Source organism: Streptomyces sp. NPDC000345 (assembly GCF_042898825.1).
Lineage (GTDB): Bacteria > Actinomycetota > Actinomycetes > Streptomycetales > Streptomycetaceae > Streptomyces.
In genome coordinates this window covers 257,883-272,163 of sequence record NZ_JBIAZE010000005.1, presented here as the reverse complement: position 1 = coordinate 272,163, position 14,281 = coordinate 257,883, and the positions used below count along the sequence as shown (strand labels likewise).

At 74.9% G+C, this 14,281-nt stretch carries 10 protein-coding genes; all 10 read right to left on the bottom strand.

Features of this window, described 5'->3' with window-relative positions; translation table 11 throughout:
- Positions 1–31 precede the first annotated feature (31 nt).
- The 10 genes from ACFY30_RS14350 to ACFY30_RS14305 all read right to left on the bottom strand — a co-directional run bounded on the left by ACFY30_RS14350 (position 32) and on the right by ACFY30_RS14305 (position 14,184).
- Positions 32–739 carry a hypothetical protein gene (locus ACFY30_RS14350; protein WP_390845499.1) on the bottom strand — a complete coding sequence of 236 codons (708 nt, stop codon included), beginning with the start codon at positions 737–739 and terminating at the stop codon, positions 32–34.
- Positions 740–999: 260 nt separating this feature from the next.
- Complete coding sequence (locus tag ACFY30_RS14345; RefSeq protein ID WP_390845498.1) at positions 1,000–1,887, bottom strand: LLM class flavin-dependent oxidoreductase; 888 nt, start codon at positions 1,885–1,887, stop codon at positions 1,000–1,002.
- Positions 1,888–2,048: 161 nt separating this feature from the next.
- Entirely contained in the window at positions 2,049–3,164 is a 1,116-nt protein-coding gene (locus ACFY30_RS14340; protein WP_390845497.1) for a glycoside hydrolase family 5 protein, read from the bottom strand.
- A 187-nt stretch (positions 3,165–3,351) separates the two neighbouring features.
- Positions 3,352–4,389 (bottom strand): rod shape-determining protein, encoded by a 1,038-nt coding sequence (locus tag ACFY30_RS14335; protein ID WP_390845496.1) that lies wholly within the window; start codon positions 4,387–4,389, stop codon positions 3,352–3,354.
- A 178-nt stretch (positions 4,390–4,567) separates the two neighbouring features.
- Positions 4,568–6,679, bottom strand: a complete 2,112-nt coding sequence (locus ACFY30_RS14330; protein WP_390845495.1) for an MMPL family transporter — start codon at positions 6,677–6,679, stop codon at positions 4,568–4,570.
- A 26-nt stretch (positions 6,680–6,705) separates the two neighbouring features.
- On the bottom strand, positions 6,706–7,626 hold the full coding sequence (gene sigJ / locus ACFY30_RS14325; RefSeq protein ID WP_390845494.1) for an RNA polymerase sigma factor SigJ: 921 nt from the start codon (positions 7,624–7,626) through the stop codon (positions 6,706–6,708).
- 127 nt (positions 7,627–7,753) lie between these two features.
- Entirely contained in the window at positions 7,754–11,002 is a 3,249-nt protein-coding gene (locus ACFY30_RS14320) for an SAV_2336 N-terminal domain-related protein (RefSeq protein WP_390845493.1), read from the bottom strand.
- The gene (locus ACFY30_RS14315; protein WP_390845491.1) at positions 10,992–12,050 is read right to left on the bottom strand and encodes an AAA family ATPase; all 1,059 of its coding nucleotides are present in this window, start codon (positions 12,048–12,050) and stop codon (positions 10,992–10,994) included. Before ACFY30_RS14315 ends, ACFY30_RS14320 begins: the two co-directional genes overlap by 11 nt.
- A 68-nt stretch (positions 12,051–12,118) precedes the next feature.
- Positions 12,119–13,837 carry a trypsin-like peptidase domain-containing protein gene (locus ACFY30_RS14310; RefSeq protein WP_390845490.1) on the bottom strand — a complete coding sequence of 573 codons (1,719 nt, stop codon included), beginning with the start codon at positions 13,835–13,837 and terminating at the stop codon, positions 12,119–12,121.
- Positions 13,834–14,184: a CU044_2847 family protein gene (locus ACFY30_RS14305; protein ID WP_390845489.1), complete on the bottom strand. Its 351-nt coding sequence runs from the start codon at positions 14,182–14,184 to the stop codon at positions 13,834–13,836. The genes ACFY30_RS14310 and ACFY30_RS14305 overlap by 4 nt, the downstream gene beginning before the upstream one ends.
- Positions 14,185–14,281 lie beyond the last annotated feature (97 nt).

Below are 14,281 nucleotides of genomic sequence, written 5' to 3'. Positions count from 1 at the left end.
CTTCGCTGCTCCGTTCTCGGTGGGCCGGTGATCATCCGGTGGGGCTCATCGAGCCGCCGGTGATGACCCCGTCGACCACGGTGTACTCGCCTTCGAACGACTGCTGGGTGCCGTCGGTCAGTTCGGCGCTCAGGCTCACCGAGACGGTGTCGCCGTCGACGGACTCGACGACGACGTCGCTCCGCCGGGTCCGGTCGTAGCCCGACACGAAGGTCGCGTAATCGCCGTCGCCGAGGTTCTTCCCCCCGAGGTCCCAGGCCGTCTCGAAGTCGCGCGCGTTGACGGCGTCGTAGAACTTCTCGACCGTCGATTCGGGATCGGCCGTCGTCGCGGAGCCGGTCGGTTCCTCGACCCCGGTGGGACTGGTGGCCGGGTCGGCCGTGCCCTCGCCGTCGGTGGGTGTCGCCGCCCACAGATCCGGACCGTCGGCGCCGCCCGTCTCCGGGTCCTCCGAGGGGAGCGGGTCGGCCTCGGACCCGTCGGCTTCGTCGGCTTCGTACGGGGAGGTGGGCTGCGCGTACCAGCCGCGGTCCTGGCCACCGGCGGCCCCGGACGACTCCGGGTCCCCGGAGGTCAGCGACGGCAGGACACCGACCAGCAGAATCAGCAGCAGGGGGAGGCCGGCGATGAGCAGCGCGTACGTCCGTTCCTGGCCGGCGGCCGGTAAGAGGCTCGGTGCCTCGTACGTGCCGCCGGGTCTGGTGCCCGTCGCGTCGACGGGGTGGTGCGCATGGTCCATGGGGCCCCTCACAACTCCCGGCAGAGCGCCGGATCCTCGCTGTTTCGCCGGTACGACCAGAGTCACAGACATCCGGTTCCGCCATGACGAGATGCGACCAGATCCCGCGCTTCCGCTACCAGACCCTGCGCCTGCCGATACGCTTCCGATTCACTTCCGGCCCGCTTCCGCGGATCGCGGCCTCCGATGCGCGCCGGCGGCGGGCCGCCCGGAGGGCGGGCGTGGGGCGCCGCCCGCCCGGGTGCGGGGCTTCGGCCCGCTCAGCGGCGCGGGCGCCTCCCGGCCGCTGCCAGGACCGCCTCCAGTTGCCGCAGCGGCTCGTCCCCCACGAAGCGCAGCACGACGGTGTCCGCGCCGGCGGCCGTGAGCTCGCCGACGCGGGCGGCGGCCTGCTCGGGAGTGCCGGAGACGGTGAACACCTCCTCCTGCGGACGGCCGAGCCAGGCACCGTGGCCCTCGGTGTGCGGGTGGAGGGTGCGGGACACCTCGGCGGGGTCGTCGCCCACGCAGGCGAAGGAGAAGACCGTCAGGGAGTGCTCGGGCCCGGCGCCGCCCTTGGCGGTCAGCGCGCGGATGTTCTCCATGTCGGCCGGGCCGTGGCCCTCGGCGATCAGTGTGCCGTCGGCGACCCGCCCGGACAGCTCCAGCGAGCGCGGCCGTACGACCCCCGCGACGACCGGCGGGACGTCCGCCGGCGGATGCACCAACCGGACGCCGTCCAGCCGCACTTCCCGCCCCTCCAGCTCCACGCGCTCCCCGCGCAGCAGCGCGCGCACCGAGGTGATCGTCTCCTCCAGCAGGGACAGCGGGGAGCGCGGCGCCACCCCCACCTGCGCCATCCACTCCCGCACGCCGTGCCCGACGCCGGCCACCAGCCGCCCGGGGAACACCCGTGCCAGGGTGGCGATCTCCATCGCCAGCAGGGCCGGGCTGCGCAGCGGGGCGGGGGCGATGCCGATGCCCACCCGGAGCCGCTGTGTCGCCCCCAGCGCCACGGCGGCCGCCGACAGCCCGCCGTTCCACCCGAGGTCCTCCACCACCCACAGGTCGTCCGCCCCGAGGGCCTCGACCTGCCGCGCGAACCCGGGCAGCCCTTCCGGGGCCCAGTCGCGGTCGTGCATCACACCGATCCGTACGTGGTTCGTCATGCTCCGGAACCTATGCGGCGGGGGACGGAAGGATCAACGGCGTATACGGGCAGCGTCAGTTGGGGACGGGGTGGCTGACCTGCGGCTGGGCGCGCGGGTGCGGGCCCGCCGACGCTGCGGTCGGCGGGCCCGGTGCGGTGACGGTCCGGTGGGGAAGGGCCTCAGCCCTTGACCGGCCTGCCGCGGCCCCAGCCCCAGGCCAGGCGGTCGGCGCCGGACTGGTTGGTGGTGACCAGCCAGGGGCGGTCCGGGTCGCCGACGAGCTTCTGCAGGGAGTAGGTGTCGTCGGTGCGCAGACCCGGCCAGTACACCGAGCCCATCCTCAGCTCGCGGAAGGTGTCGGTGACGGCCTGGACGTAGTTGATGTAGTTGTTGTCCGGGGTCTTCACGTCGTAGTTCAGACCGTCCGTCATGGGCGCGCCGAACTCGTCCGCGACCGTGCGGCCGGCGCAGTCGCCGATGCGCACCTTCAGGTCGGCCACCCACTCGTCGTACGTGGCGTACGACTTCCAGAAGCCGTAGTGGTGCAGGGAGAGGTAGGTGCCCTTCAGACGCGGGTCGGCGCAGACCGAGGTGACGTGGTCGTTGTAGCCGGCGCCGCTGACGAAGACCCGGTCGCGGGGGACCGAGGGGTAGGTGTCCAGCCACTTCGCGGCGATGTCGGCCCACTCGGTGTCGGTGTAGCCGTGGGGCTCGTTCATCGGCTCGAAGTAGACACGCCTGTCGTTCTTGTACGCCTTGACGACGGTGTTCCACATCGGCCAGTAGGCGGCCTCGTCGTCGATGTAGCCGTCCTTGCGGTCACCCGTGCCCTCCCAGTAGGACACGATGACCTTGAAGCCCTGGTCGGACGCCGCGTCGATGACCCCGCGGTACGACTTCCAGTACGCCCCGTCGACCGTGTACGGGTTGATCGGCAGCCGGACCGTGTTGGCGCCGAGGTTCGCGCGGAACGCGGAGATGATCCGGCTCGCCTTCGCGTACGTCTGCCGGTAGGTGTCCGAGGTCGACAGACCGGACAGCCGCAGGTAGTCGTCGGCGAAGTTGTCGCGCGGGTCCGCCCAGTTGACGCCCTTGAACCGGGTCGTGTCGCCGGCCGGCGCGGCGGCGGTGGAGGCGGGCGCGGAGGCGGAGGCGGGCGTGGCCGCGAGGGTGCTGCCGCCGACCGCGGCGAGGGCGACGGCGACGAGGGCGGCACGCAGGCGGGGGGAGGGGGAGGGCCGGGAGGCGGAGGAGGCGGAGAAGGCGGAGGAGGCTCTGGCGGGGGTCTGGCGCATCGACTTGCCCTTTCGAGGACGACGATGTTTGCGTAAACATCGAAGCCCGTCCCTGGCTGATGTTTGCGTAAACATGGCGGCGCCGGAATCGTGGCACCCGGCCAGGTGATCGTCAAGGTTTCGAGCGCGTCACGTGTGCGGGAGGAGTGACCCGAGTGGTCACGGAGAGGCGGGCCGGGGCGCGGGCTCAGGTGGCCAGCGGGGTCAGGGTGAGGGGCGCGATCCTGCCCTCCAGCATGGCGCCCAGGCCCTGCGCGGCGCAGATGTCGGGCCGCTCGGCGATGTGCACCGGCATGCCGGTGGCCTGGCGGAGCATGTGGTCGAAGCCCGGCAGCAGGGCGGAGCCGCCCACCATCATGATCCCCCGGTCGGCGAGGTCGGCGACCAGGTCCGGCGGGCACTCCCGCAGCACCCGCCCGATGCCGTCGATCACGGCCGTCAGCGGGGTCTCGATCGCGCCCCGTACGGCGGCGGTGTCGACCCGGACGGAACGCGCCAGACCGGTGGCGACGTCCCGCCCGTGGATCTCCGTGGACGCCGGGCCGTGCGGGGAGAGGCCGTTGCCGGAGAGGGCGAGCTGCAGCGGTCGTACGGACTGGCTCGGCAGCATCAACTCATGTTCGTGCCGCAGGAGTTGAACGATCGCACGGTCCACGGCCTCGCCGCCCACCGGGATCCGCTCGGCGGCCACGATGGAGCCGAGGGAGAGCACCGCGACCTGGGTGGCGGCCGCCCCGCACACCATGATCATGGTGGCTTCCGGACGGTCCACCGGCAGTCCGCAGCCGACGGCGGCGGCGATGAGGGTGTCCACCAGCTCCACCCGGCGCGCACCGAGACCGACCAGCGTCTCGATCGTGGCGCGCTGGGCGAGCGGGCCGGCGTCGTGCGGGGTGCAGGCGGCGGCCCGCAGGAACGGCTTGCGGCGCAGCTGCCGGCGGACCTTGTCGCCGAGCAGGTGCCGCAGCATGCGCTGGGCCATCTCGATGTCGATGACCGTGCCGCCGGAGACCGGGCGCATCACCCGGATGTAGTGGGGGGTGCGGCCGGTCATCCGCTCGGCGAACTCGCCGACCGCGATCAGTGCTCCGGTCCGGGTGTTCACGGCGGCGACGGACGGCTGGTCCACGACGAGCCCGGCCCCCCGCATGTACACCCGGGTCCGCGCCGCACCGAGGTCGACGGCGAAGTGGCAGCGGCGCAACTGCTCCAGACTGACGGTCATGGCAGGTCCTCCCGAGAGCGCAGACCGGGGGGCCGCCGGGCCGGCGGGCCTCTCGTGCCGGTGGGCCGCCGGGCGGTCGGCCTCCTTCGCATCGTGCGGGGGCGGGGCGGGGGGTCGCCTGTTCAAGGGGGCCGGGCGGGGCGCGGCCGAATGGGGGTTTCCGTTCCTCCACGGCGTGTCACGTGCTCCTGAGTGCGGGTTCGCGCCCCGGTTCGGCCGCCCGGGGCGCGGGGTCGTCGTGCCGCCGGAACAGGGCGCCGGGCCACCACATCCACCGGCCCACGTCCAGGGTCAGCGCGGTGACCAGCACCGAGCGGACGACCATGGTGTCCAGCAGGACCCCGAACGCCACCGCGAACCCCAGCTCGGCCGCGAAGACCAGCGGCAGCGACGCCATCGCCGCGAAGGTGCCGGCCAGGACGAGACCCGCCGAGGTGATCACGCCTCCGGTGGCGGACAGCCCCGTCAGCGCGCCGCGCCGGGTGCCGCGCAGCTGGGCCTCCTCACGCACCCGGGTGACCAGGAAGATGTTGTAGTCGATGCCCAGCGCGACCAGGAAGACGAACGTCAGGAGCGGGAAGGAGGCTTCCGCCCCGGCGAAATGGAACACGTGCTCGAACATCAGGGCGCTGACGCCGAGGGCCGCGCCGAACGACAGCACCACCGTCGCCATGAGCAGCAGCGGCGCGACGACCGCCCGCAGCAGCAGCGTGAGGACGAGGAACACCACCAGCAGCACGATGGGGATGATCACTTCGGAGTCCCGGGCGGCCGCTTCCCGGGTGTCGAGGAGGACCGCCGTGCTGCCGCCGACCTGGGCGTGCGCCCCGTCGATCCGGTGGACCGCGGTTCTGGCCCGCTCGACGGTGCGCATCGCGGCCGTGCTGCTGGGATCGTCCCCGAGCTCCCCGAGCACGAGGGCCTCACCCCCCTTGACCACCGGCGCCGAGACACGGGCGACTCCCGGGACCCCGGCCAGCGCGCTCCTCACCCGCTCCGCCGAGGCGGCGCGCGCCACCACGTGGACGGGGTCGCCCGACCCGGCCGGGAAGTGCCGGGAGCGGATCTCCGCGCCCACGGCCGTCTGCGGTCTGCCGGTGAACTGGTCCTTGCTGGAGAGCCCGTCGGCCTTCAGCCCGAACACCCCGAGCGCCATGACGCCGAGGACCAGCGCGGTGCCGGACCACACGAGCCTCGGCCGGCCCGAGACGGCGGCGCCCACCCGCGTCCAGACACCCCCCTCGGCCGCCCCGGCCGATCCGTACGACGGCCGCACCGGCCAGAAGATCCAGCGGCCGCAGACCACCAGCAGGGCCGGCATCAGGGTGACCATGGCGAGCAGCCCGACGAGGACGCCGACGGCGCAGGCCGGCCCGAGCCCCTGGGTGGAGTTGAGGGTGGCCAGCATCAGCAGCGTCAGGCTGACCGCGACGGTCGCGGCGCTCGCGACGATCGCCGGGCCGGAGCGGCGCAGGGCCACCGCCATCGCCTCGTGCCGGTCCTCGTGCCGCCGCAGCTCCTCCCGGTACCGCGAGGTGAGCAGAAGGGCGTAGTCGGTGGCGGCGCCGAACACCAGCACGGTCAGGATGAAGCCGGTCTGCTTGTTGACGGTGAGTCCGGCGTTCTTCGCCAGCAGGTAGATCACCGCCTCGGAGGTGACCAGGGCGCCGCCCGCGGTCAGCAGCGGCAGCAGCGGCAGCACCGGGCTGCGATAGGTGAGCAGCAGGATCAGCACCACCACCGCGGCGGTGATCGCCGTCAGCCCGCCCCCGCCGGCGAACGCCTTGACCGAGTCGGACGCGTGCCCGGCCGGTCCCGTGACATGGAATCCGAGACCGCCCCTGTCCTTCTCGCCGACCTCGGTCATCGCGTCGACGACCTCGCCGACGCCTTCCCAGCCCGTCCGGTCCTTGCGCACCTGGACCACGGTCTGGAAGGCCTCGCCGTCCCGGGACCTCACCGGTCCCTCGGGCCGCCCCACGACGTTCTCCAGGCCCCGGAAGGCCTCCGCGTCGGCGCGGGCCCTGGCCAGGTCGGCGGCGGTGACACCGCCGGGCCGGTCGTAGATCACGATCGCGGGCAGGGTGTCGGCGGGCTGGAACCTCCCGGCCCGGTCGACGACGCTCGTCGACTCCGCGTTGCCGGGCAGCCAGGCCGCGTTGTCGTTCTCCTCGACCTCGCCGAGCCTGCCGGCCAGCATCAGGGCCGGTACCAGCAGGGCCGCCCAGAGGGCGACGACGACCCATTTCGCCACTCTGCCGCTGGGCAGTGACGCCAGTTCTCGCAGCATGCGCATTCCTCGGTGTTCGTGGACGGTCACTCGACGTGGGAGAGCTTGTCGGGGTTGGCGACGGCGTAGATCCCGCACACCTGGTCGCCGTCCGCGGTGAGGTCGAGGACCAGGACGGCGTAGGGGGCGTCACCGACCAGCAGCAGCGCCGACGGGGCGCCGTTGACGTCGCGGTAGGCGATGTCGAGGCCCCGGCCCGCGTGGGGGGCGACCGCGGCGAGCAGGCGGGCTACCTTGTCGCGGCCCTGGAGCGGCCGCAGGCCCCCCGCGCCCTTGCCGCCGCCGTCGCCCCACAGGGTCACGTCCGGCGCCAGGATCTGCAGAAGGGCGTCCAGGTCACCGCCGAGCGCGGCGGCCAGGAACCGTTCGGTCACCTGCTGCCGGACCCGCGGATCGGGCTCGTGGCGGGGGCGCCGGGCGTGGACGTGCTCGCGGGCGCGGTGGGCGAGCTGGCGGATCGCCGAGGGGCTGCGGCCCAGGATCTCCGCGATCTCGGTGTGGGGGTAGCCGAACACCTCGTGCAGGACGAACACCCCGCGTTCCAGGGGGGTGAGGGTTTCCAGGACCACGAGCAGCGCCATCGACACCGACTCGGCGCGCACCGCCGCGTCGGCGGCGTCCTCGGGGACGGGCCGGCCGGCGAGGGGGCCGACGAGCGGTTCGGGCAGCCAGGGCCCGACGTAGGTCTCACGGCGGCGGCTGACGGCCGCCCGGTGGGCGAGTGCCGCGTTCACCGCGATCCGCACCAGGTAGGCGCGCGGGTTGTCGATCCGCTCCGCGGCCGGGGCCCGGTTCCTGGCGGCCCACGCCAGCCATGTCTCCTGCAGCACGTCCTCGGTGTCACAGACGCTGCCGAGCATGTTGTAGACGATGGAGAACAGCAGTTCGCGGTGGTCGGCGAACACCTGGGTCGCGGTGTGCGCCACCGGATGCGGAGGGTGGGACATCGGAGGGCCTCCCGTCGCGGATGCATTCCGAGCTGAGAGGGATGCGGGCGCCCGGAGTGTGACATCCCCGCCCCGAATGTGATCCACCTCACGCCGGGGCCTGCCGGTGGCGGCCCGAGGGCCTGCCCTACAGCGAGCGGGCCGCCTCCAGTACGGGGGTCAGCGAGGGCACCGTGACCTCGCAGCCCGCCTCGCGCAGACCCTGCGCGACCGTGGGATTGCGGGCGAGGCCGATGAAGCGCAGGCCCACCTGCTGGGCGGCGGTCAGCTCGGCGAGCGTGGAGCCGATCAGGACGCCGGAGCGGGCGGGGGTGCCGAGCGGGCGCAGGGCACGCTGCAGACAGTCGGGGTGCGGCATCAGCAGACCGAGGTCGTCGGCACGGCCGTGCACGCCCGCGGCCAACGGGAGCCGGCGGTCCTCCAGATACCGGTGGACGGCCCGCTCGCAGACGTCCGTGGCGATCCCCACCCGGCGGCCGGCGCCGTGCAGGGCGCGCACGAGGGCACCGGAGTGGTGGGTCGTCGGCGCGTCCGGTACGGCCCGCAGCTCCCACGCGTCGAGACGCCCCCGCAGGAGCGGTCCGAGCCCGTCGCGCGCGAAGGCCCGCAGCACGTCCAGTGGGTGCACGGACAGCTCCCGTGCCGCGCCGGAGTTCCCCGCAGGTCGGCCCGTCAGCGCGTCACCGGGGTCGCGGTGCTCGGCGACCAGGGCGAGCAGGTCGAGGGCGGCCCGGCGGGCGGTCGTCGCCGTGTACAGCCGGGCCAGCGGGCCGTCGAAGCCGAACAGCACGGTCTCGGCGTCCGCGAGCAGCTCCGGCAGCGGGCGGTCGGCCCGATCCGGCCGGAGCACGGCGGGTGGCGGGGCGTAGTCCGGCGCGAGGGTGACGGCGCAGCTCACCGCGAGACCGGCCACCGGCCACCGGCCGATCCGGCCGTTGACGGCCCGCTGGGCCCCCGCCGGCCTGCGTACGGAGTGGTGGCGGGTGATCCGGGGCGCCGCCTCCAGGAAGTGGGCCAGCAGCCGGTCGCCGACCTGCCAGGCCTCCGCCCGTACGAAGGCGACGGGGTCCTCGACCCGCCAGGACAGCTCGACGGCGGCGGTGAAGTCGCCCTTGCCGGAGCTGGGCAGGGACACCTGGTGGACCGCCTGCCGGGGGGTGAGGTCGACCTCCCACCAGGTCACCGGGCGGGGCGGCCGGCCCTCGTACGGGCGGGCGGGGTCGAGGAGGGTGAGGGGACCCTCGGGGCGGGTGTGCACGACGGCGGTACGCCCGGGGGTGGGGGCGCCGAGCCGGCGGAAGTCAGAGGTGATGAAGGGGCCGCGCACCAGGTCGCGCCGCTCGTCCCCGGAGGGCAGGGGGCACAGCCAGGCGACGGGTCCGGAGCCCGGGTCGCTGCCGTAGCCGGGGTGGAAGCGGTGCGGGCCGGACGCGGCGGAGCTGTCGGTGAAGTCCCGGTAGAGGGCGGGCGGGATCACCACCAGGAGCGGGGAGCTGATCGTCTCGCCGGTCAACGGCGGTGCCTTGCGCGACTTCAGGAACGTCAGGCGCAGGCGGGGCGGTTCGGCGAGGGCGGCCCAGTGGCCGGGGAGCCACCGCAGGGCCGCCACGAGGACGGGGACCAGTCGGGCGTCGCCGTCGACTTCGACGTGGTAGCCGGCGTCACGGACGTGGATGGCGTACTGCTGGGGGGCGAGGCCGCCGCGGGAGAGGATCTCGTGGACGGCGTATTCGAGGGCGATGCGGCTCTCGGGGTGGCCGGCGAGGTCGGTGTCGGTGGTGAAGCGGAGGAAGTGGTGGTGGCCGGCCGTGCCGGGGGAAGCGTCCCCGCCCAGCCGCAGCACCGTCTCCGGGCTCACCGCCGCGAACGCCGGACCGCTGCCGTCGTGTCCGGCCCCGGCCGCCTCCGCGCGGAACTCGCCCGCCGCCAGCCCCGCCCGTTCGTCGATCAACCCCCCGATCGTCTCCAGGAGTTCGCGGGTGCGGCCGCGGGCCGTGCGCGGCAGGGTGCGCAGCAGCACCTCGCGCACCCCCGGGCGGAAGTCGTAGGAGCCGGGCGGCCCGGGCACGGCCGTGAGCATGCCGCTGAGGATGACCTCGGCGAGATGCTGCGGGCGCGGATCGCGGTCCACCGCGCGCTGGACCAGGCGCATCACCGGGACCGACGGGACGGCCAGGGCCAGATGACCGGCGAGGCGGAACGCCTCGGGCGACGCGGTGGCGCGGAAGCGCAGCACGAGGTCCTGGGCGGGCGGATCGGTGGGGGAGGGGGCCGCTTCGGCGGACGGCGGCGCCGGGGGCAGCCAGGCGGCCGCGCCCGGGGTGCGGGCACCGCCCGGGGACGCCACCAGCGCCGCCCAGTTGGCGAGCCACGGCGCGCCCGGTTCGAGGACGGGCACGGGCACGGCCGCGCCGGGCGGGGGCGCGGCCTCGGGGTCGTACGGGGTGAAGGCGAGGGCGGTGAGCGGGGCCACCGCGGCCGGGGCGGCCAGGACACCCGGTTCGGCCGGGAGGGCCGTCGTCTGCCACAGGTGCTCCGGGAGCGGCTGTACGACGGCCAGCGGCATCCGGGCCGCCCGGTGCCGCAGCGTGCGGTACCAGCGCTCGCCCGCCGGGCCGGGGCGCCACTGCGGGCCCATGCAGTCGCTGACGACCAGCGTGACGGTACGGCCGTCCCCCGGGTCGGGGACGTGCCCGGCACCGCCGTCCGGACCGGCCGGGTGCAGGGTGACCGTGCGGAAGACGCCCGACTGGGCCAGCACGGTGTGCAGTTCACGCACGAGGGGACGCCAGACCGGCATCGTCGGGCCCGTGTCGTGGACGAGGTCGAGCCGCAGCCAGCGGTCCCGGGCGGGGCGCAGGACGGGCAGCCAGACCTCCGGGTGGGCGCCGAGCCGCGCGATGCGGTCGGCCGTCGCCCGCTCGTCGAGGAGCCGGGCGCGGGGCGCCGGCACGGTGCGTTTCAGCGGGCGCAGGGCGCGCTGGAGGGCGAGGGGGCGGGGGAGCATCGGGGGCGCCGGGGCGAGCAGCGGGGAGCGGGTGGCTCCGCCGGACGGGCCGTCGGGGCCGGGCTCGGCGGGCGCGGGCGCCGGTGGAGGCGGGGGAGCGGGGAGGTGGAGCGGGACGCGGTCGGTCACGGCGGGCGGGGTCGCCGGGGGCTCGTGATCCGCCGGGGGCGCGACCGGAGTGGCGGGCGCCGGTACCGCCGTGTCCGCCGTGGTCCCCGCGCGCTCCTCCTCGTCGGCCGACTTCGCTGCCAGCCACAGCAGTTCGGCCAGCTCGCGGGGCGTCGGCGGGGTGTCCGCGGTGGCCGTCAGGAGCGCGGTCAGCCGGGCCAGGGCGGCCGCGTCGTCGCCCGGCGCCGCCTCAGAAGCCATCGCTGTCCGCCGTGGCGCCGAGGTACGGCATCAGCTGCTCCGCCAGCGCGTCACGGGAGTCGGCGTCCAGGCCGGCGACCCCGGTGAGGTAGAGGGCGTTCAGCAGCTGGTCGGTGGCGAGTTCGCCGTCGGCCGCGCGGGCCAGGAAACGGTCGATGAGGTGGGCCGCCTCGCCGGGCGGGGTGTCCAGATGGGCGCGGACGATCTCGGTGAGCTGCTCCCGGCCGGGTCGGCGCAGCTTCAGGCGGACGCAGCGGCGCAGGAAGGCGGGCGGGAACTCGCGCTCGCCGTTGCTGGTCAGCACGACGAACGGAAAGGCCCGGCAGCGGACCCTGCCCCGGCTGACGGTGACCGGCGCGTCGGTGCCGTCGGCGAGGACCTCGGCGGTGGCGCCCTCGGCGAAGTGGCGGGCCGCGCGCATGAGTTCGGGGATCTCGTACTGGCCCTCCTCCAGGACGTTCAGCAGGTCGTTGGGCAGGTCGAGGTCGCTCTTGTCGATCTCGTCGACCAGCAGGGCCCGGGGACGGGCGTAGGGGAGCAGGGCGGTGCCGAGGGGCCCGAGACGGAGGTGGTCCTCGACGCCGTCACGGGAGACCGCGCCCTCCGCGACCACGCCCCGGGAGCCCCCGTCGCCCGCGTGCCGTGCCGCCTGCCGGGCCGCGTACAGCCGGGACAGCGGGTCGTACTGGTAGAGCCCGTCGGCCAGGGTGGAGCGGCTGGTGATGTTCCAGCGCAGCACCGGACCCAGGCCCAGTTCGCGGGCGACCGCGTAGGCCAGGGAGGACTTGCCGGTGCCGGGCGGGCCGGTGACCAGCAGCGGACGGCGCAGCACGAGGGCCGCGTTGACGAGCTGGACGCTCTCCGGGGTGGCGACGTAGGACCGGGCGCGGTGGACCCGGTCCGGCGAGACGGCGGCCTCGTCGTCGGCGTCGCGCGGCGGGGGCAGCACGGGCTCGCCGTCGAACGCCCGCCAGGGCGGCGGCGCGGGCAGCCGGTCGATGCCGTCGTGCGGCTCGCTGTTCCCGGTGTAGACGGTCCAGTGGGGCATGGTTCTCCGAACTCGGCGTGACGCGGCGTGGTGCTGCGGGGGGCGTGGGGCGGACGGCGGGAGGCGGCTCAGACGACGGGGGAGTGGGCGTGGGCGGGGGCGCCGCCGTGCGGGTCGGTGAAGACGCGGGGGTCGTCCCACAGCAGCTGGATGTCCCGGGCCCAGTGGCCCTCCTCGGCGTCCGCCTCCTCCCGCAACGCCAGTACCTGGCGCGGGAGTTCTGCGGGGGGTACGCCGGACACGCAGGCGTCGAGCTCGTCCAGGAACGTCTTGCCCGCGCAGCCGTCCCCGCCCGCGCAGGCCTCGTCGGGGCCGTCCGCGCAGCCACCGCGCGACCAGATGACCACCGGGGCGGGCGCGGTGAGCGAGGTGTCGAAGTGGGGGCGGGTGCGCGGTGCCGCCGGGGCGGTGGCGAAGCCGGCGAGACAGGCGTCGGGCTTGCGCAGCCGCAGCCGCAGCCGGGCGGGTTCCTCGGGGCTGCCGCACTCCACACGGTGCACCCGCGCCCCCGGCAGGGTGTCGAGCCGCTTCCAGGCGCGGGTCAGCTGATGCCGGGTGCCGGCCCGCAGCCGTGCGTGGTCGGTGACGACCAGCGGGTACACGGACCCGAGCGGGGTGTCGTCGTCGGGGGCGCTCGCCCAGCGGTCCACCGGCAGGTCGATCCAGTCCCGGGGCAGCGCGAACGCGATCAACTCGTCGCAGCCGGGCGTCAGATAGCGGAACGCGGCCTCGATGCGTTCCTGCACATAGGCCCGCACCCGGGCCTGCGGGACGGTCTCGGAGCCGACCGGGTGCCGGCGGCCCCCGCTGTACGCGGACACCTCGACGCGGACGTGCCCGTCGCCGGCGCCGCTGTGCTGGAGGTCGACGAGGATGGGTGACCAATCGGGCGCGGCGGGCGCCTCGGCGGGGACCCGGAACAGGGCCTCCACCTGGGCGGTGAAGCGGGCCACGGTGGCGGCCGCGTCGGCGCCGTCGAGCTCGCACAGCACGAACAGGGCCGCCGACCACAGCGAGTCGAAGCCCTCCTCGGGCGGGTCCGGGTCCAGCGGCGCCCTGGCCGCCTCGTAGAGCCGCACCCGCCGTACGGGATCGCCGTCGAGGCCCGCGCGCACGGCGCGCTCGACGAGGGCGCGCAGCCGGGCGCGGTCGGCCGCGCCGTGCTCGGAGGTGGGGACCAGCCCTTCCAGTCCGGGCCAGTAGCGGGCCATGACCTCGGTGGGCATCATCCGCCCGTTGTGGACGCCCTGCGCGCCCGCGGCGGCGGTGACCATGCCCACGACCTCACCGGTGTCCGCGAGGGTGACCGCGGCCCCGCTGAAGCCCGGCGCGAGCGGCTGGCCGCCCGGCTGCCAGGCCTCCAGCTGGATCCACTCGCGGTTGAGCAACTGGGTTGCGGTGATGCGGTACTCGGCGAGCGTGCCCTCGTCGAAGCCGACCGGGAAGCCGTAGACGACGAGCTTGCGGGGCCGGTCGGCGCGCGGCGCGTGCGCCGCGTCGACGGGGGCGAGCGCGGCCGGCGCGATCGGGACGTCGTGCGCCAGTTCCAGTACGGCGAGGTCGCCGAGGTCGGTCGCGCCGCCGCCCCAGCCACCGTCGGCGATCACCCGGGCCGGTACGGCGGGGGAGCCGGGCCGCTCGGTGAACGTCACGCTCAGCGCCTCCGCCGCGCCGCCCCCGCGCACCACGTGCGCGCAGGTCAGTACCTTGCGCGGGGTGACCAGGAAGCCGGCCCCGGCGACCCGGCCGGCGCTCTCGATCCGGGCATGCCACTCGGCGCTGTTCATGAGACGGCGGTGGGCTCCGGCCCCTCGGCGGGCGAGGGGGACCAGGTCAGCTTCACCACGAGGTGGCCCTCCGCCGTGCCCTTGGCGATGATCGCGCCCGTCTCCGCCGAGAGTTTCACCCCGAACTCGATCTCCACTCCGTCGGGCCGTAACGCGCCGTCCCGGAACACCCGCAGCGCGGACTCGGCCGCCGCGCGCACTCCCTCCAGGGCGCCCTCGAAGGTACGGGCCGCCTGGACCGTGCCGTCGCCGCGGGCGACCAGCCGCGAACCGGGCCGCCCTTCGACGGCCGCCTCGACGGCGACCACGGCGCCGTCCTCGGTCTTGAACTCCACCAGTCCGTCCACGCGCCCCCGTAGCCCCTTCCCTCGGACCAGAGCCTGCGGCTCTGTGCGTCCCCATTGTTACGGACGGTGCTCGGGGTTGTCCTGTTTCTTCCCGCCG